At 39.3% G+C, this 19,269-nt stretch carries 16 protein-coding genes and 2 pseudogenes; 7 read left to right on the top strand and 11 right to left on the bottom strand.

Going from position 1 to position 19,269, the window contains the following annotated elements; all coding sequences use genetic code 11:
• Positions 1 to 134: 134 nt before the first annotated feature.
• The 3 genes and pseudogenes from G4Y78_RS04965 to G4Y78_RS31610 all read left to right on the top strand — a co-directional run.
• Positions 135 to 767 carry a DUF7689 domain-containing protein gene (locus G4Y78_RS04965; RefSeq protein WP_163831978.1) on the top strand — a complete coding sequence of 211 codons (633 nt, stop codon included), beginning with the start codon at positions 135 to 137 and terminating at the stop codon, positions 765 to 767.
• Between the two features lie 204 nt (positions 768 to 971).
• Positions 972 to 2,433, top strand: a pseudogene (locus tag G4Y78_RS04970) (ISNCY family transposase).
• A 350-nt stretch (positions 2,434 to 2,783) separates the two neighbouring features.
• Positions 2,784 to 2,864 (top strand): annotated as a pseudogene (locus G4Y78_RS31610) (hypothetical protein); the annotation flags it as partial.
• Positions 2,865 to 2,940: 76 nt separating this feature from the next.
• Here G4Y78_RS31610 and G4Y78_RS04980 read toward each other — a convergent pair.
• The 5 genes from G4Y78_RS04980 to G4Y78_RS05000 all read right to left on the bottom strand — a co-directional run bounded on the left by G4Y78_RS04980 (position 2,941) and on the right by G4Y78_RS05000 (position 8,983).
• Complete coding sequence (locus tag G4Y78_RS04980; RefSeq protein WP_163831979.1) at positions 2,941 to 4,224, bottom strand: OprD family outer membrane porin; 1,284 nt, start codon at positions 4,222 to 4,224, stop codon at positions 2,941 to 2,943.
• Between the two features lie 302 nt (positions 4,225 to 4,526).
• A complete protein-coding gene (locus G4Y78_RS04985) occupies positions 4,527 to 4,964 on the bottom strand; it encodes an Rrf2 family transcriptional regulator (protein WP_163831980.1) in 438 nt (145 codons plus the stop codon).
• 236 nt (positions 4,965 to 5,200) lie between these two features.
• Complete coding sequence (locus G4Y78_RS04990) at positions 5,201 to 6,295, bottom strand: peptidase M42 (protein ID WP_163831981.1); 1,095 nt, start codon at positions 6,293 to 6,295, stop codon at positions 5,201 to 5,203.
• A gap of 147 nt (positions 6,296 to 6,442) precedes the next feature.
• Positions 6,443 to 7,804 carry a dicarboxylate/amino acid:cation symporter gene (locus G4Y78_RS04995; RefSeq protein WP_163831982.1) on the bottom strand — a complete coding sequence of 454 codons (1,362 nt, stop codon included), beginning with the start codon at positions 7,802 to 7,804 and terminating at the stop codon, positions 6,443 to 6,445.
• A 156-nt stretch (positions 7,805 to 7,960) separates the two neighbouring features.
• The gene (locus tag G4Y78_RS05000) at positions 7,961 to 8,983 is read right to left on the bottom strand and encodes a DUF21 domain-containing protein (protein WP_163831983.1); all 1,023 of its coding nucleotides are present in this window, start codon (positions 8,981 to 8,983) and stop codon (positions 7,961 to 7,963) included.
• A 288-nt stretch (positions 8,984 to 9,271) separates the two neighbouring features.
• Between G4Y78_RS05000 and G4Y78_RS05005 the strand changes: the two genes are divergently transcribed.
• On the top strand, positions 9,272 to 10,897 hold the full coding sequence (locus G4Y78_RS05005; protein WP_163831984.1) for a Na/Pi cotransporter family protein: 1,626 nt from the start codon (positions 9,272 to 9,274) through the stop codon (positions 10,895 to 10,897).
• Positions 10,898 to 10,901: 4 nt separating this feature from the next.
• Here the strand turns inward: G4Y78_RS05005 and G4Y78_RS05010 are convergent, their stop codons facing one another.
• The 3 genes from G4Y78_RS05010 to G4Y78_RS05020 are packed head-to-tail and all read right to left on the bottom strand — an operon-like array spanning position 10,902 to position 13,573.
• A complete protein-coding gene (locus G4Y78_RS05010; protein WP_163831985.1) occupies positions 10,902 to 11,819 on the bottom strand; it encodes an LOG family protein in 918 nt (305 codons plus the stop codon).
• Positions 11,820 to 11,846: 27 nt separating this feature from the next.
• Entirely contained in the window at positions 11,847 to 12,659 is an 813-nt protein-coding gene (locus G4Y78_RS05015) for a mechanosensitive ion channel family protein (RefSeq protein WP_163831986.1), read from the bottom strand.
• A 32-nt stretch (positions 12,660 to 12,691) separates the two neighbouring features.
• The gene (locus G4Y78_RS05020; protein ID WP_163831987.1) at positions 12,692 to 13,573 is read right to left on the bottom strand and encodes a hypothetical protein; all 882 of its coding nucleotides are present in this window, start codon (positions 13,571 to 13,573) and stop codon (positions 12,692 to 12,694) included.
• A 251-nt stretch (positions 13,574 to 13,824) separates the two neighbouring features.
• On the opposite strand from G4Y78_RS05020, the gene G4Y78_RS05025 reads away from it, so the two are divergent.
• The 3 genes from G4Y78_RS05025 (at position 13,825) to G4Y78_RS05035 (ending at position 17,168) form a co-directional block, all read left to right on the top strand.
• A complete protein-coding gene (locus tag G4Y78_RS05025) occupies positions 13,825 to 15,228 on the top strand; it encodes an MBL fold metallo-hydrolase RNA specificity domain-containing protein (RefSeq protein ID WP_163831988.1) in 1,404 nt (467 codons plus the stop codon).
• A gap of 81 nt (positions 15,229 to 15,309) precedes the next feature.
• Positions 15,310 to 15,729, top strand: a complete 420-nt coding sequence (locus G4Y78_RS05030) for a GFA family protein (protein WP_163831989.1) — start codon at positions 15,310 to 15,312, stop codon at positions 15,727 to 15,729.
• 107 nt (positions 15,730 to 15,836) lie between these two features.
• Positions 15,837 to 17,168, top strand: a complete 1,332-nt coding sequence (locus tag G4Y78_RS05035) for a site-specific integrase (RefSeq protein WP_163831990.1) — start codon at positions 15,837 to 15,839, stop codon at positions 17,166 to 17,168.
• Here G4Y78_RS05035 and G4Y78_RS05040 read toward each other — a convergent pair.
• The 3 genes from G4Y78_RS05040 to G4Y78_RS05050 all read right to left on the bottom strand — a co-directional run bounded on the left by G4Y78_RS05040 (position 17,165) and on the right by G4Y78_RS05050 (position 19,024).
• Positions 17,165 to 18,157: a tyrosine-type recombinase/integrase gene (locus G4Y78_RS05040; protein WP_163831991.1), complete on the bottom strand. Its 993-nt coding sequence runs from the start codon at positions 18,155 to 18,157 to the stop codon at positions 17,165 to 17,167. The two genes, G4Y78_RS05035 and G4Y78_RS05040, sit on opposite strands and share 4 nt — an antisense overlap.
• A 113-nt stretch (positions 18,158 to 18,270) precedes the next feature.
• Positions 18,271 to 18,531 (bottom strand): MarR family winged helix-turn-helix transcriptional regulator, encoded by a 261-nt coding sequence (locus G4Y78_RS05045; RefSeq protein ID WP_163831992.1) that lies wholly within the window; start codon positions 18,529 to 18,531, stop codon positions 18,271 to 18,273.
• 214 nt (positions 18,532 to 18,745) lie between these two features.
• Complete coding sequence (locus tag G4Y78_RS05050) at positions 18,746 to 19,024, bottom strand: hypothetical protein (protein ID WP_163831993.1); 279 nt, start codon at positions 19,022 to 19,024, stop codon at positions 18,746 to 18,748.
• Between the last annotated feature and the right edge of the window lie 245 nt (positions 19,025 to 19,269).

Raw genomic sequence — 19,269 nt, forward strand, 5'->3', positions numbered from 1 at the left:
TAGTTTTACTTTTTATACTTCATGTCCTGCCTAATATTAATAAAATCAGGCTAAAATCTATATCATTCAATATGTTATGTTGTGTAATATTAAGGCTCATGTAATATTATTTCAGTGTTTTTAAGTTAGCGAATATGAAAGTTTCTGACAACTCATTGCTAGGTATTGCTTCTATAAGTAGCGAAGGCCAAGAACTTGTGGTTTCTACTAATCATCAGTTTAGTGATTATTTAACTCTATATCCCGATGAATTACCTAGGCTAGAAACGCAGCAGTTTTCTGAAACCAGAGGAGCAGATGATAAACTAAATTGCCACTGCTATGCTGTTCGTCTGGATTCTGGGTATGATGGGCCTGCAGATCTTTTGGCTTTTTATATGGATGCCCAGGAGGCTCATAGTGCTGTTGTTGAATGGTTTTCACGTATGGGCTACACAGCTACCAATCTAGATCAGGAGCCTGATCCATTTAAACGTAACCCAAGAAAAGAAAAAATTATTGTGTTTGGCATAACACCTGAGGTAGCTAGGGATATTTTAGTTAGTAATAAACGCATAAGTGATGAGCTTAAGGATACTCTTGCAACAGTAGTGAAGTTTAATGATGGTGTTATTTATCCAACTCACTCAATTTGCCAAAAAATAAATGGTTCGTGGGAATCTAAGATGGGGTCGGGGCCAGTTATTGAAATTGGTGATCCTAAACTATTAGGTGGTGGAGTTTATGGAGAACCTTGTGTTGTATTTGAGAAGAAAAGGTTTTTTTAAGTTAATTAAAATTAAAGGTAAGTCGACAATAATGAATTGTGTCCTAATACTATATAGTGCCTGACCGAAAACTCCTTAATCCCTTCATTGACAAGGCTTACCATACGTAAACACCACCTGAAGTTTACAGCCTTATGTTTGGAGAATGCTTAAAATCAGCCATTTTTCAGTTAAAATAGGCAAAACTTCGGTGGATACAACAGTATGCGGCACGTACACAACCCTCAACTTCAGTTTGGTCAAACAGACATCTCAACGATTCATTTTGACCCTAAATCCCGAGATGATATTCCCCAAGCGCTGAGAGGCTTGCAACACCTGTATTGTACTGATGAGCTTCGAAACCAGGTGTTTAGCATTATTGAAGAGGAGATGGCCAGCCGGGCCAACCCAATGCTAGGGCGCCCTGGGATGGATTGGTGGAAAATACTGGTGATGGGGATACTCCGGCTGAATTTAAATTGTGATTTTGACCGTTTGCATGAACTGGTGAATCAACATCGAACCATCAGGGCCATGTTGGGTCATGGAGAGCATTGGGAAGATTTAACGCCCTACCATATCCAAACACTCAAAGATAATGTCCCGCTGCTAACCCCGGAGATGCTAGATAAAATTAATACCCTCGTGGTTGAGTCAGGTCATGCCCTGTTAAAAAAAACACTGAAGAAAGCTTGCGGGGCCGCTGTGACTCATTTGTAGTTAAAACGACGGTCCATTACCCTACCGATATTCATTTATTATGGGATGCTTTACGAAAAGTGATATTGCTGATCAGTCGGCTATGTGAATGCTACGGGCTGAGTGATTGGCGACAATATCGGTATAATTTAAAGGCACTTAAAAGATGTTTCAGACAAGCGCAGAAAAGCAATCAAGCGAAAGGTAAAAAATCAGCGGCAGCCAAGCAGGCTGCCTATCGGCACTATGTCACCCACGCCAAAGGGCTTATGCAAAAGGCCCAATACACCTTAGCCAAATTATCAGCATTGTCTGCGCCGGTCTGGGAGTTACGAAACATTCATCATTACCTGAGCCATGGGCAACGCCAAGCCTCTCAATGCTGGCGACGGGTGATTGAAGGAGAAGTCATCCCCAAGATGAAAAAGTGTATTCAATTTTTCAACCACATACAGAGTGGATAAGTAAAGGTAAGGCTGGCGTGCCTGTTGAATTAGGCATCAAAGTCTGTGTACTAGAGAGCCAAGCAGGTTTTATTCTGTACCATCGCGTGATGGAAAATGAGCAAGATGTCGACGTAGCAGTAGACATGGTGAAAGCCACAAAGGCTAAATTTCCTTTACTCCGTCAGTGTAGCTTTGATAAAGGCTTTTATTCATCGAAAAACCAATTGAAATTGGAGAAAGAATTAGATCAGGTTGTGCTACCTAAAAAAGGGCGTTTAACAGTTAAAGAAAAAGCAGATGAAAATGAAGACCAGTTTAAAAAAGCAAGAAAACAACATTCAGCTGTAGAGTCTGCCATTAATGCCCTAGAAGTCCATGGACTTGATCGATGCCCTGACCATAGCATTCGTGGGTTTAAGCGCTATGTGTCACTGGCCGTGTTGGGACGGAATATCCAAAAGTTAGGGGTTATTCTTTACCAACAAGAAAAAGAAAAACGCTATCGCCAAGCAAAAAGTTCACGTCGAAAAGCCGCGTAATAAATATTTTGCCAATAAACAAAGCATTATCATCTAGTCATAAAGTCACTCTAGAGGGGGCAGCCTGCTTAAAATTAAGCAACTCCACCCTTTCTTGTGGATAAAAAACCCTATTTTTACTGGAAAGCTATTTTTGCTAGCAAAAATAGCTATTGTTAATAAGCATATTGTTAAACAATTTATAATCCTAAGAGCAATTTACGGCTTTTTCTGTCAGGCACTATATAATCTACAAGGTCAACAATAGCCTGATCATGGTGTAATTAAATAAGGCAACTATGTCAGCTGGTAGAAACTATTAATGATGCTAGAGAGAAAATATTAAATAAGGTGGAACTGATAATTTTCTAGTACATTGTACTACAGGTGTTGGTCGTACAGGAACAGTGATGACTGCTAAGAAACTGTATCAGTTGAATAACTACTATTAAAACAAATAAGAAAAAGTAGTAATACTTAGATAGATACTGCTACCTAGATATGTAGGTAGCAGCTGTTATTCTTGCATTATAACAAGTCAAAACTATGGTTAACTATTAACCTGATTTCATCGCGGTCTCTATCATCATAGTTTGTTCTTAATGAAGCTAATCGTAGTCTGAATTGCATCCCTTTCAATGAACCATTTTGAAGGGTATAACGGGCTTCAATATCTCGTTCCCATTCTTCACCACGGCTGGACTCGCCACTGATTCCAAGGGCTGAATTGGAAAGGCTGGAGTCTAGATCAATATTGTCGCCTTTAATATAGCGGGTCATAAAGTTTAGACCAGGGATCCCTACACCACTGAAGTCATAATCAAACCGCACCTGCCAGCTGCGTTCATCTTCAAAGTTAAAGTCATAAAGCTGAGCAGAGTTTGCCAGGTAAATTGAATCAGAGTCTAAAATGTAATCGTATAAGTAGTCACCAGTAATGGTTTGGTAGGCAACTGTTACACCTGCACCACCTTTGCTTAGTTTAAAGCTAGCACTGCTGGCTTTGTTATCACGGTCGGTGTAACCAGTGTCAGTTGGGTCTCCATCATTGATTGTACGGTAATGAACCAGGTCCATACTTAAAGCTAAGTCATCAGTAAGCGTGAAGCTTTGGTTATAGTTGTAGTAAAACTGTTTCCAGATGTCGTCGTATTTTGAGGTATGAAAACTAATACTGGAGGTGTCGCTTAAATTATAGTCAAAGCCAATAAAGCTGAAACTATCAGAATCACCATTAAAGCCATATTCTGTTGTGCTGAATGATTCAAAATTACTGCTGGCTTTGTTTTTAACTTCAGTAAAGCGTCCACCAGTGATTGTCAGATTGCTAACATCATTAGATTGGATACTAATGCCTTTAAAAGACTGAGGCTGGGCCCGTGAATCACCATAATAAAATAGTGGTGAGGTAGTTAACTGACGCCCCCATTTGATCTCAGTTTCAGCAAATTTAGCTTTAAGTAATGCCACTCCAAGTGATGCATAGCTTTCTGAATCACCATCATCAGTAGTAACCAATAACCCAGTACCGGAAGTGCCTTTGCCTGAATCCAATTTAAGGGTACTGAAAATAGAAGCATCAAACCCAATAAAATCTGCAAAGTAGCCAGACTCATAGTTAACAAAGAAGGATTGTGTCCACTCTTCACGATAACTTTGTCCGCCCGTGTTATGACGAAAATCCCGATTAAAATAATAATTGCGTAGTTGTAGATTGAGTTTTGAATCACCAGTAAAGGAGTCTGCGGTAGCTCCTGTTATTACTAGTAATTGGGTTGCACATAAAGTGGTGCAAAAAAGACGTTTGCTCAATTCAGTTACTCCTGCCATTTTCTTTGAATGGAATCCTGATAGAAACACTTCTTATGTAATTAGCTTATAATAGCGTGTCAGGTATTTATTGGTTATTAAGTGAAAAACTTTAGCCATTATAGTTTAAAATAATTTGTAAAAATTAACAGTAGTTGTATGCATTAATATTTTCTAGATGATAATTTAACTTGTCGGTATTAATTAGGATATATACTCTTCACAAATGATTCGTGAAGAGTATATTTACTTACTAAAAGTATATATAGGGTGATTGAATTGCTTAACGAAGGAGGAGTTAGGAGCTAGCTTTTCTGAATAAGCTGAATATTGAGACTTTTTTGCATAAATTTGTCGGTCACGAGATCTGCTAAGGTATATTGCTCAAGTGATTGAATAAAAGCCAGTTGAGCTTCACGTAGAATTCCCTTGAGTGTGCATTGTGGGTTAAGTCGACATTCTTCTTTTTCACAATTAATTAATGGGGTAAGCCCCTCTATTTCCCTGATAATGGAACCTAGGTTAATTTCGCTAGGCTCGCAGGCGAGCTCGAAGCCACCATTTTTGCCTTTGTAGGTTTTGATATAATTAAGCTTGGCTAGATTGTGTACAACTTTGCGCATATGCTCAACTGAGACATGATAGAACGCAGCGACACTTGCCATGGTAAGTAATTGTTCGCGATTAACAGAAGCATAAAGCAAGACACGGATCGAATAATCGGTAAAGCGGTTTAGCTGCATATCTAATAACTACCAAGCCATTGAGTTGACTAGTGTTGTCACATCAAAAAGAAGGCAACACTAGCCCGAATAATTCATTAAGCCACAGAAAAATGCTATTTAACCCAGTGATGTTAGGGGCTTTAGCATGTGTAGCCAGAATGCCCTGAATCTTTAATATCTGATGAAATATTCGGACTTGGCTATTTTACCTCATCCTGTAGTAGTGTTAACAGGCCCGAGCAGCTTCAACCTGCTTAAGTTAAATTGGCCATTGCTTTTAATGTATGAAGAAACGCATTAACTGATGCTATTGGGGCTGATTCCATCATAGTGTGATAACCCGATGTTGGAATTTGTAAGGTTGTACCATCTACTAAGCCATTGGAAGCGGCAATAATGCGCCCCATCTCTGTTGAACCGATGGAGTTTGGCTCTTCTCCTCTAGCAACCAGTTGGGCATTAAGCTCTTCTACATATTGGTCTTTGAATAGTGCTTCAATGCTATGTTGTTGACAAAGAGAGGCTAAGTTTTGAGTTAACTCTTGGTTGAATGTAGCGTTGGCATCTTTGTTTCTTAGTACAAGATGTTGTCGTTTAGCTGTTTCAAAGTCTGAAAAAGGACTGGTATCAACCACAATTAGCTGGTTGGTGGAACCACCAAAGCGACGAAACCACTCTAACAAATAACGCCAGCTTTTTCCGGCTTCCTCTTGTGCAGTAAAAAAAGCTGTTCCTTGAAAGCCCTGCTCAAATAAATAGACGAGCGCTGCTGCTGTTAATACATTGTCTAGCTGGCCAACCAAAGCTTCTGATGTAACTGTTAATTTATCTGTAAAAGCCACAGGGGTGCCAGCGACTAAATGTTCTAAGTCATTTAACTCGAAGATTAGGTTATTACGATACTCGCAAATATAAGTTCCACGAATCTGGCCTTTGCCACGATAAGTACCAGACCAAGGCTCATAGGCGTAAACTGGCGTATCTTGAAAACGGGTAGAAATCTTTCGCATTAACTGCTCGCTAACAGAGTTACCTAATAAGTCAGAACGGGCACCAGAAATAAAAGCGGCATATTGAAACTCATTGGGGCCTGTGCAGATTAAGCCGTGCCGATCAATATGAGCAGACAACATCAAACTATCAGGTGCATTGCCTTGAGCAACCAATACACCTTCATACCAGGTGACATGCGCTCCGCGCTCTTCAAGCTCACGTTGCAATACACGAAAGAAAGAGTGCTCTGCACCTACAACAGAAGGATTACGAATCAGTAGTGATAATAAGTTAAGAAAAGATTGAGGGATATTGGCTTCAGAACTTTCCCATTGCGATAAATGGTGATTTGCCATAGGTATGTATTGTCCTAAACAGTAGTAGTAAATGCTTAAACAATGGCCAGGTCTAATCAAGAGTCGCTAGACCTGTTGGGCACATGGTTACTATAGCCTTATTTATGTTTTAACTAAAAAGGGTTTGTGTTGAAAATGTATGACATGTTAAGTCGTTTGATTAGCATTAGAAGAGATTGCCGCAATCTTTGGGTTTTCTTTTAAGAAAAGACATGCAGATAAATCTCCCACTACATTCACTGTTGTTCGCATCATATCTAAAATTCGATCTACCCCCAGTAATAATGCCACACCTGCAGAAGGAATACCGACTGACTCTAATATCATCGCTAAAATAATAATGCCTGCACCGGGTGTGGCAGGGGAGCCAATAGAAGCAGCAACACTCATGAAAACAACCAAGGCATAGCTCATGGTATCGAGTTGTACTGAAAACACCTGAGAGAGAAAAACGACTGCTATAGCTTGATATAGCGCAGTACCGGTCATATTGACGGTTGCGCCCAAGGGAATAACAAATTTGGCAATATGAGGAGGCACATGTAGTTTGTTTTCTGCTGTTTCTAAAGAAAGTGGCATGACTGCAGCAGAGCTAGAGGTAGAAAATGCCATTAATAAAAGCTCTTTAGATTCTTTAATAAAGTGTTTAGGTATGATGCCGCTGGCTGCTTTGATAAAGAATAGATAACACCCAAGTAATATTCCCAGACCCAAAACGACGGTTATCATATAAACAAACATGCCTGCGAGTATTTCAATCCCAACCATAGCGGTTAATCGGGCAACCAGGCCAAATACTGCATAAGGTGCTAGAATCATTGCCCATGAAACTATTTTCATGCACAGTTCTTGAATTGAAATCAGTAAATTAAAAATAGGCTCGCTCTTTTTAGTTGCTAGGTTAAGTAGAGCGATACCAATAATCATGGCAAATAGAATAACCTGTAACATTTCCCCATTTACCATAGACTGAGCGGGATTAACTGGTAGTAAACTAAGCAACGTTTGTGGTATTTCAGCCAAAGATGGCATTTGCATTGTTTTATTGATAACAGCTGGTGCTGGTTCGCTCATTAGGCTGGCTTTTACTGCTTCCCGGTCTACAAATTCACCAGGATTTATAACGCCTGCAATAGTTAACCCAACAACTGATGCAATAGCAGTGGTTACCAAAAAAAATAGTCCACAACGAATACCCATTCGTTTCAATGTTTCAAGGTCTGAAGTGGATGCTAAACCGCGAATAATGGAAGTAAAGACTAACGGCACAACAATCATTTGTACCATGGCAATAAATAGTTTACCTGGTAGTGCTAGCCAACCAACGATTACCAATGAATTTTCTTTTGAAAGTAAAGCAAGGTCGGGACCTAATAAAATACCGACTATTATCCCCAGGCCAAGGCCTATTAATACTTTTACCCACAACCTGCCTTCAATTAATCTAGCTAAAGCATCAGGGATTAAGCGAAATGAGGGAAATTGTTTTTCTAGTTGACTAAGACTCATAATACTCTCTCAAATTAATCTATACCCATCACGAATCATTTTTAAGTTTTGTTATCTTAGTTCCTCACCCCAATCACCTATTAATACAGGCTCATGAGGCTTCGCCACTTGATGGCCTCACCTAAAAATCCTTCGCATTGGGTATAGAATAATGCCCTATATCTGTTCTGGTGTTGGTTTATAAGACGATGTGCTTATAATGCCTTCAAGTAGTCTGCCTAAAATATCTGAACCAGTAACAATTCTTTTATTTTTGCCCCACAGTAGTATTACATCGTTTACTAATGAGTCTCCCCATGTTTTCCACTGGCTGATTAAGAAGCCTAATTGAGCATGATTATCTTCAATAATGAGTGGCTTTATTACATAGCTATTTGGATCAAATGAGTCATTGTCAAATAGTGCACCACTGGTAAAACGGTAGGCATTAATGATGGCTCTAGGGGTTTGAGTTTCATCAACAATAATAATCCACTTTTTTCTAGCACTTCTTAGCAGTCTAAGAAAAGAGTCATTGGTGTCACACGTAATATCAGGAAATATAGGCTTGCTCTCTTTAAATGGCAAAGTGATAATACTCTTTTGGCTAACCTCTTCGCCTTCATCTTTCACGGGAATATCATCAAGTGCTAAAAAATTAATTACTCCTGTACCTTCAATGTGACTGATATTAGTTTTAAAAGAAGTGACATGTAGCTTGATGAGTTGGTAAAAATCTTCCTCTTGGAAATAATTAATGGATTCAGGCCCAATCCAGCAATCTAGTATCTTGCCTGTTGGTGTAGCAACTGGATAAAGTAAAATTTGATAAAATTTTAAAAGAGGTGAAAAAAAAGAAGCGGCTTTTATCGCATGCCGGGAAAAATAAGCTTGAGGCATGATTTCACCTAAAATGGTAATGACCACAGTAGAAAATACAAATGCCGAAATGCCAGCAAGTATGCTGTCTGATAATAATGTAAGCAGTACATTAACACCCACATTACCCCAAAGAATAGTTGCCAATAGTTGGTTAGAGTTCTTGCGTAATGTGAGTATTTGCTTAGCCTGTGCACTTCCTTTTGCTGCTTCTACTTCAAGCCGTAGTCGGGTGATACTAAAAAAAGCCAGATTCAGACCAGAAAACATAGCTGATTGAGAGATACAGATAAGTATTCCTAGCCCAATCAGTAAATCCATTAGCTGCTCCTTAAATAGGTGGCATGTTTCAGGTATAGAAACGAGTTAAGGAGGACTGATTTAATAGTTAGAAATATAGGTAGTAGCATAAATAAACTTACAATCGCTTGTTGGTAATAAATTATTCATATTTTTTGCTGGAGTGATTTGGCTATCATCATCCTTGCACTTTAAATTATTGAGTTAATAGTATACGACTATAATAGCCAGTTTATAACCTCGTTTGAATATTTCATTAGCTATCAAAAATTTTGACATTTAGGTTAGGTTTTTACTTAGGAGAAACAGGTGATTTTTAATCTGGTGGGCTCATTAGGTCTGTTTTTATTAGGTATGTGGTTAATGACTGAAGGGCTTAAGTTAGCTGGTGGCAAGGCTTTGGAGCAGTTACTAGCACAGTGGACGTCTAACCGACAACGGGGGTTGTTTTCTGGTGTTTTAATTACAGGCTTGGTGCAATCATCCAGTGCTGTTACTGTCGCTACTATTGGTTTTGTTAATGCAGGTATACTTACATTTCAGCAAGCATTATGGGTGGTTTTTGGTAGTAATGTTGGTACAACGTTAACGGCATGGATTGTTACCCTGTTTGGTTTTACGGTGAAGATTGATGCATTTGCATTTCCTTTAGTAGGAATAGGAGCTGCGTTACGAATTTTCTTCCCTTATGAAAGAGGTAAAGCACTGGGTATGGCGTTGGCTGGATTCGGTTTACTTTTTATGGGAATTGATGCCCTTAAAGAAAATTTTTCCGGTTATGCTAATCAAATTAATATCACCAGTATTTTAGCTGAAGGGGGCCATGAAATTCTGTGGGGGTTATTTATTGGCTTTATTTTAACTTTACTTACTCAGTCTTCAAGTGCTGCTATAGCCATTATTTTAACTGCAGTTGCAAGTGGAGTAGCAGGTGTTCAGGTAGCTGCAGCAGCAGTTATTGGTGCTAATATTGGCACCACATCTACAGCACTGATTGCCAGCTTTGGTGCAACTATTAATGCTAAACGGCTTGCATGGGCACATGTGGTTTTTAATATGCTTACGGCAGCAGTTGCACTTGTAATGTTGCCAATATTCTGGGCAACAGTAACTTGGATGGTAGAATTAACTGGAACAGATAGCAGCTTGACGGCTTTGTTGGCTGTTTTTCACACTTGCTTTAATATTCTTGGTGTGGTGTTGATGTGGCCTATTGAACCTTACCTGTCGCGTTTTTTATTGTCACGTTATAAAAAGCCAGTGAAAGATCACTTCAAATCTCATTTAGATGCCAATATTGCTACTGTACCTGACTTAGCTATTCGAGCGATGGTATTGGAACTTAATTTATTGTTGGAAGAAGTGGGTCAATTCAGCTTTGTTCATGAAAAAAAGCAGGAAGAAATACTGCAGTTTAGAACTAGGATTGAGCAAGTTAATGTATTTATTAGCTTGCTGTTGAAATCTACTCTGGCTAAAGAACAAGGTGCAATAGTCACTAATGGTCTTGCAGTCGCTTACCGGCTTTATAATGCCTGTAAATTATATGCAGAAGCTGTCTTGCTATATCAGTCTATCCGGCTTGACAAGTTGACTGCGGTAGAGCGCGTGCATCATTGGTTAGCTGCTGCTGACCAAGTTACTCACATACTCCATCATTGCGACACTTTATTAGAACAGGAGCAGTTAACAAGTTTAATTGAACAATATGATGCTCTGAAAAAACAGCTTATTGCAGCAGTCGTTGATGAAAGAGCGGGAATTCATATAATAGATGTCGCTTTACAGGTTGTCAGCTTAAGTCGACGCTTTATTGAACAAATGTCACAGGCTAATGCGATTTGTAAGAAGTTATCTGTAATAGAAGCAGTTGAGCCAACTAAGCCTAGTTCTTCAGTTTTAAATTTACCCGCTGAGTCACAGGTTGGTGCCTAAGGCTTTATAAGCTTTTATGTGGTTTACGTAACCCTTTGACATGTTTTTCAATAATTTGCCATGCTTGCTCAACACTCTCCACATAGACAAAATGGTTTAAGTCTTCTTCATTAATCATTCCCTCTTCAACCAAGACATTCCAGTTTAACAAGCGTTGCCAGTACTCTTTGCCGAATAATAAAATGGGCATGGGCTTTATTTTTTTGGTTTGTACCAAGGTAAGGGTTTCAAACAGCTCATCCAGGGTGCCAAAGCCTCCAGGAAATACCACTAATGCTTTAGCTCTTAGTAGAAAGTGCATTTTGCGCATCGCAAAATAGTGAAAGCGAAAGCAAAGCTCAGAGGTTATATAAGGGTTTGGCTGCTGTTCTTCTGGTAGTACTATGTTAAGGCCTACTGACTTTCCGTTGGCATCGTTGGCTCCTCGGTTAGCAGCTTCCATAATACCTGGTCCACCACCAGTCACAACATATAGATTGGGTATATCACCCAGCATGGATTGTTCTGTAATTATTTTGGCTAATATTCGTGCTTGGGTATAATAGTCAGTTTGTTGTTGCCGTATTTTAGCTTGCTGGTATTGATTTTTAAATTCTGGGTCATCTGGTTGTTGTTCCAGTTGTTGTTTGGTGTGAAATAGTCTTTTTTTAGCTTTTTTAGGTCTTAATATGCGAGCACTACCAAACATTACTACAGTGTTATTGATATTATGATCATTAAGCGTCAACTCGGTCTTGCTAAGCTCAAGTAGTAGCCTAACAGGCCTCATTTCGTCCCTTAGGACAAACTCTTTATCATCATATGCTAATCGAAATGCTGAAGAAGTCATGAGTTGCTTACTGCACTCGACGCGCTTGGCGTGCTCTACATCGTCAGCTGCACTAGGAAAAACTCTACAGTTAAAGTCGTTTTCGTCAGACATTGGCTACCTTTTTAGCTACATTTATAGCTATTTAATGTGCTGGATTGGAAAGGGCTTTGTCTCAGAACCGGTATAAAACGTTCGATGTGGAAATGGTATTTCTATATCGTTTTCGTCAAATGCTTCTTTAACCCGTTGAATAATGCCATTTTTTAATGCTAAGAAGTCTTCACGCTTTGCCCATACTGAAAGTTGAATATTAATAGCAGAGTCACCAAATCCTTGCAATAAATAAAGAGGTTCAGGGTCTTCTAAACACAAATGATAGTCATCTGCTACTTTTAATAGAACTTGTTTAACTTTGGTTAAGTCTTCTTTATAAGCAACTCCAACCACTAGGTCAAAACGACGGATTGGAAAACGGGTAAGGGTAGTGACCTCCGACTTTATAATAGTTTCATTGGGAATTCTCACAAATAAGTTATCAAAGGTGCGTAACTTTATTGATAATAAATCAATAGCAAGTATTTCTCCCGTCGTTGAGCCTACTTTAATAGCATCTCCGACACCAAATGGCTTTTCACCAAGTAAAAATAAACCACTGATAATATTTGAAGCGGAAGTTTGTGAAGCAAAACCAATAGCAACAGACAAGATACCTGCGGCACCAAGAATAACACCTAAATCCACATTGATTTGTTGTAGAGCAGTGATGATAAAAAGCGCGATGATAAGGTAGTAACTAATTCGTTGGAATAGTAATGACTGATGCTGAGTCAGTTTGTCTTTGCTTAATCTGGCAATTGCTTTGGTAGCTAGTTTAGCTAAAATAAAGCCAACGATAATAAAAGCAAGACTGATAAGTATCTGGCTAAAACTTAAGTTACGTAGTGTTTCCATAGCTGTGTAAAATAGTAATTCAATAGGGTTAATTAGGAAAAGAATACATCGTATGCTCGGGTAATAAATTTTTCTTCAATTGGTTTGCGTGGGTCGGCAACTTTTTCCCATTGTTGAAATTGAGTGGCAGGCTCATTGCCAGTATTTTTACTAACCTCATTGAGGTCAGAATTTGACTCATTCTTAAACTTTTCATGAGATGTAGTGCTGATATCATTGGTTGTAGAGAGTTTAATTTGATTGCTCCCTTTTAATTTAACTAATGTTACACCTGATGCCCAAAATAAACCATTACTGTTCCGGTACAAGCCTAAAGCTGATACGGGAATGTTAATTTTTTCGATTTTTAAAATCTCTGGTTGATTGTTGGTTACTGTTACGGGAACAATCGCTCGATAGGGTTTTAAAGGTAGTGACTCTTGGTTAACCAGGGCGTGGGTTTTGCTGGCATAACAGAGTTCACCTTCTAAGGTGTTGGGACCAAACCAAGTATTCGACAACTCACGTATAGGCAATTCACAAAGGGTTATATAGTCATCTTTATTATTTTTAATACTTTCTACAGTGGGGTTCTTAACACTAACTCGAAGCCATAGTGCTACGCTGACATAAAGTGTTATTTGTTCCTCAGGCATTAAGGTGATGCTGACGATTGGTTTGGCTACTAGGTTTCGGTCAGGCAATATCGGAGTTATTGTCAGATCTTTGTGAGTACGGCTAAATACAAATCGCTTAAAGTTATCGCTATCAGTTAGCTCGCTTTCACCACACCAGGTTAACACGTCGTTTCGTTCTGCTTCAGGGTTTATATTAAAGTGCTTGTAATGAACTTGCCATTCACGTTGTTGGCGCCTTAAGCTAAATAACAATGTTCCGAAATCCCAGATTTGATTTCTTTCCATTGTTAATGTCATTTCACCCCACCACCTCGTGGAGCTATTTGCTTCTATTGTAAGTTGTTGGGTGTTGGTATTTGTTTGCATAGTATGTAGTTGTAGCTTAAGTATTCATAAAGTTATATTTCAGTTGTAGTTTAATTTTTATTAACAAAAAGTGAAGCGCTATTTTTGTTATTTTAACCAAAAGTAATATGGCTGGGTGAAGCATCCAGGTTAATACGACTATAATAACCTAACTTATCATACTCGTATGGAAAAGTTTTGATATGGCAACAATAAAGTTTATTGGAGCTGCTCAAGAGGTAACGGGATCTTGCCACTTTTTAGAGTCTTCTGCTACTGGTAAAGTACTGTTGGATTGTGGAATGCACCAAGGGGGAGATGCTGTTGATAGACTGCAGCATGAGAGCTTTCAGTTTGATCCTCAACAGATTGATGCAGTTATACTCTCTCATGCGCATATTGATCATTCTGGTTTACTACCCAAGCTAGTTCATGATGGTTTCAAAGGACCTATTTATTGTACTGAAGCAACAGCTGAACTGCTTGATATTATGCTGAATGATTCCACGAACCTTTATCAGAGAGACTTGGAAAAAGAGAACTTGCGTCGTGCCAGAAAAGGGAAAAAGCCCTTAAAACCACAGGTTGTACCAGGTGATGTAGCTAAAGTGTTAAAGCTTTGTAAACCTCAACCTTATAACAAGCAATTTGCCTTCACTGATGATGCAACTGTCATTTTTCATGATGCTGGCCATATTTTAGGCTCAGCGATTGTTGAAATTATACTTCAGGAAAAGCAACAACGAAAAACATTGGTTTTTTCGGGTGATTTGGGCAAAAAAAATACTGTGCTAATGAATGACCCAGTAACGCTTACCCAGGCTGATGTGGTGTTAATGGAAGGCACTTATGGTAATCGTGATCATCGTTCTCTTGATAATACCATTGACCAACTAAGGGATATTCTACAAGAAACTTGGGAGGAAGGTGGGAATGTTTTTATTCCTGCATTTGCGGTTGGCAGAACCCAGGAACTGTTATTTTATTTAGGTCGTTTACATCATGAAGGTGTATTGGATAATTGGCACGTATATTTGGATAGCCCCATGGCGATTCAAGTAACCCGAATTTATGATCGTTGGTTGCATACACTGGATTGTGAAGGTATTAAACCACTTTGTTCAGGTGATCAAACGTTATTAGGTAAATTTCTTCCTAAGCTTCACTTAACAATAACACCTGAAGAGTCTATGGCCATTAACAATATTAAAAGTGGAGCAATTATTATTGCTGGCAGTGGTATGTGCACGGGTGGGCGAATTAGACATCACTTTAAACAGCGGATTTGGAACAAGCTTAACCGGATTATTTTTGTAGGATTTCAGGCATATGGAACCCTTGGACGCATTTTAGTCGATGGAGTTAAACATATACGACTGTTTGGTGAAGAGTATGTTGTGAAGGCACGTATTGAAACCTTAGGAGGTTTCTCTGCCCATGCAGGACAAACAGAACTGGTTGAATGGATCAGCCAATTTAAAGGTAACCCCCATATCATGTTAGTTCATGGTGAGCCTGAATCCTTGGATGTTCTTTCACAAAAGCTGTGGGATGAAAAGGGGATACAAGCAGATATTCCCCAGCGAGGCCAAAGCGTTGCGTTTTAAGCTCCTGACATAATGCTGTCAGGAGTCTTACTTTATATTGTTGGCGAGAAATTCGTCAACATTAATGGGGAGTTCTAGCGTATGGCAAATTATGAAGGGCGTTGTGGGTGCGGGTCTATCGAATACAGTTTTGAAGGAGAGCCTATTAACTCGGTATTTTGTTACTGTAAGGAATGCCAGGTGCATTCAGGATCTGATAAGTGGTTCGGGTTATGGGTGCCCAAGGGTAAGTTTACCATTACTAAAGGCAAGCCTGATACTTATACCCGTAAAGGAGATTCTGGTAAAGATATGCATCATCAGTTTTGTAGCAACTGCGGAACTAATTTATGTATAGATGTTACTGTGGCTGATTTTTATTCAGTTGCTGCATCAACATTGAAAGATAACTCAACATTTGCACCAAAGATGGCAATCTATACGGCTTCTGCCCCAAGCTGGGCGGTATTTCCAGAAGGTATTCCTAAGTTTGATGTTTTGCCACCGGAGGTGAGTGGTTAACAGTTTGCTACAAATTCTGCATCGAGAATTGCTACAAAAAGATTCTCACTATCCGTCCTGCCTAGTTTCAAAAGAATCTACTTTTGCTACAAAAATGAGGTCGGCGGATGCGCAATTTAGTATTACGTGGTACTACATATCATTACAGAAAGGTATTACCTAAAAACCTACAAAAAGTGATTCAAAAAAGAGAAATAACTTTCTCATTACACACCAAGGCAAAACGTTTAGCTCACTCCAAAGCCTTTGCTGTTCAAGCAGCCGTTGAAAGCTCCATATATGAAATGCAGCGCTTAACATGCAGAGAGCAGCAGAAAAATGTTTATCGAGAGCTTGTAGTCTATATTAAGACATTTCAGGCGACAGGAAAGATTAAAAAACTACAGCCAGTTATAGTAGCTCCTGTTTTGTCAGAGCAACTACAAGAAGAACCCTGTTTAACACTAGAAGAGGTATATGCACTTTTTCTGAAAGAGAAGAAAAAGATGGATTGGGGGAAGCGTTCAGCTGAAAATAACCTACCTGCCTTTAAATGTCTCATAGATATTTTAGGAAATTTGGAGGTTAAAAAAGTAACAAAGAATGTAGCAATAGATTTCGTTCAAGAGCTTTATGATTATCCTGTCAAACGTAGCCGGGGAAAAAATAAAAATTTAAGCCTTGCTTCTTTAAAAGAAAAAGGTGTGCCTACTATAGCACCTACCACTGCATTAAAAATGCTCAATTATATTTCTGGTTTTTTTAACTGGATGCAACGTAGAGATTATATAAAGGCTAACCCATTTTCAGGACTTAAACCTAGAGCTAAACACATCACAGCTAAGACCAAAGAGGCTTTTACTACTTCTGAATTACGTACTTTATTCGGGCATTACCTGAACAAAGACTCGCAGCTAAAAAAAATATGGCAATTTTGGATACCCGCACTTGCTTTATTTACAGGCGCGCGGCTGGAAGAGTTAGCCCAATTAAACGTGGCTGATATAAAGCAAGCAGGTGATATTTATTATCTTGATATTAATGACTGTGGCACACACCAACTTAAGAATAAAGCATCTATAAGAAAGATTCCATTGCATGACCTATTAATGTCTATAGAGTTTCTTGATTATGTAGATAGCCAAGAAGGACAGACAAAGCTTTTTGCGTTAACTCTTAATGGTGGGTTATACGGTAAGAGTGTTACATCTTGGTTTTCCAAGCTAAAAAGGCAGATTGGCTTTCCACCATCAAAAGTCTTCCACAGCTTCCGCCACACCTTCAGGGACTTAGCTGTTGAGAGTCGTGTACCTAGCGAGCATATCAAGGCACTCTTAGGCCATGCACAGGGCGACATGACCCACGGTGTTTACGGCTCAGGGTTCAGCTTAAAACTACTTAATGAAAGTATGCAACAGATAGACTTCAGCTGCGTGAGAGACATATTAGTCAAGGATTAAGGTTTAGTCCTTTGGCTATCTAGCTGCTCTGCAAGGCTGTAATAGGCGTCTTCCTCAAGGTGAGCATAAATAGCTGTTTGCGTGATATTGGAGTGTCCTAGCCAGTGCTGGACCTCCCTTAAGCTCGCCTTGGCCCTAAGTAGTCTTGTAGCACATGTATGTCTGGTGCAGTGGAATACAAAGTCAGTGTCGTGCTCCAGGTCCATCTGTTTCCGCAGCTTGGCCCAGGCTTGTGTAATGCTGTCTGTTGTCCATTGGGTAGGCCATAGGTTGCCAGCAGATTCTAAACGACGCTGTACGACAGCTTTAGCCTTTCTGGTTAATGGGACAGAGCGCGTTTTGCCGTTCTTTGTGTCGCTGAATATTATTTTATTGTCGAGAATATCTTGTGGCTTTAATTTAAATATTTCTGAACGTCGGCCACCTGTTTCTATGGCGAGTAAAATAAAATCGGCCAAATCTTTATCTGCTAATAAAAGTAGTTGCTCTTCTTCCTCATATGATAGGTAACGAATGCGGCCTTGCCTTGTCTTCATACGTTCAAAGCGTGGCATTGAGGAAATATAGCCGCGCTCGTGGGCATAACGGAGCATTTTCTGTAGTACAGCTATTTTTCTGTTTATTGTGGCAGCTGCGTTGCCTTCAGTTTTACATTGGGAAATAAAGGCATCAATTGTGGTGAGGTTAATATCAGTGGCTAAGGTGTTTGGTCCAATGGCTTTAATTATTTGCATTCCTGTTTTGTACTGGACCAACTCGCTTTTAGTTCCTGCCCAGTAGCGCGCCGTAGTTAATTCTAAAAGTTCGCTAAGGGTTAACTTTTTGTATTGCTTGGGTGCTTGTGGGTTTTCTTCATTACCTGCTTTAATCGCTAAGAGTTCTGCTTGCCTTGCTAGGGCTTCTGCCTTAGTAGCACAGTTTTCACGTACTCTTTTTTTATTGATATATACGTCAACTTGCCACCTTTGGCCGCGCTTACGGATAGCCATAGGTTACAATCCTTTAATGATAGGTATTTTTATTGGGAAGAAAAAAAACAGAAAAAATAAGGGGGAGGGTGAGGTTATGCACACGCGCTAACCTCGGATAAAGCGAAAAGGGTTTAAATCATATTTACATACTTAGCAACAAACTCCTTGCCTGCCTCATTTAAATATAAACCTTTTCGTCTTGCGTCCATTGGGTCGAAGCGTACATCAACCAATCCGTAGCCCTCTTTTCCTGGTCCTGCTCTTTCTGTGAGAGCGGTAATAGTGCGTGTGCCTGTCGCTTTAGGTAATCCTAAGCGGTCTTTAACCTCAGTAATACCTTGTCCTTCTTCTCGGGCGATGGTCAATAATGCTGCAAACTGAACTAATGACATTCCTAATTCTTCGTTTTGCAACGTTACTAGTAAGTTTTGTAGCTTTAAAAGCTTTCCTCTGTTGTACATTGTTGGGTTCTCTTTTTGTATGTGCTCAGATGTGTATGACTTTTAATCATTTATTATCCCCTCCAAATATGTTACATAAAAAAGCACTACGTAACAACAGAACATAAGTTCTATATGTAATGTAGTGCAAGCAAACTATAGGTGATTAAATAAACAGACGACTTACTGCACTTTCTACGTCGCGTGTTTCCTCAGTTAGTCCAAGCCATGTACCATAGTCATGCTCAAGTATATAAATACCTGCTATTGATTTGCTTGCTAATTCATGGCCTAATTGGGGACTGATGGACCACCAGTGTTTAACGCTTTGATACTCGCTTTGACATTCTTCCTCGCTTAACAGTGCATTAAATACGAGGTCGGTGTGTTCTGCGTAAATTAATTTACTTAAATTCATTTGTTCACCTATTGGGTTTTTATCCATTATTTCTCCTTTATCGGTGAATATAATTCTGGAGTAAGCTTACATTTACTACTAAAGGTGCGTAAGCTGGCTGCATCACGTAACGCGTGTAACACAAATGTCTTATTGTATACATGTACAGTGAACTAGGCCACACTTTTGTAAGGAAAAGTTCCAGAAGGGCAACTATTCCTATAGCTGATAGCTGGCATGTGATGTATAGAGGATTAAGGAGATTTGCGGCAGGTGAAACACTTCACTGTTGT

The organism is Spartinivicinus ruber (genome assembly GCF_011009015.1).
In the GTDB taxonomy this organism is placed as follows: Bacteria; Pseudomonadota; Gammaproteobacteria; order Pseudomonadales; family Zooshikellaceae; genus Spartinivicinus; species Spartinivicinus ruber.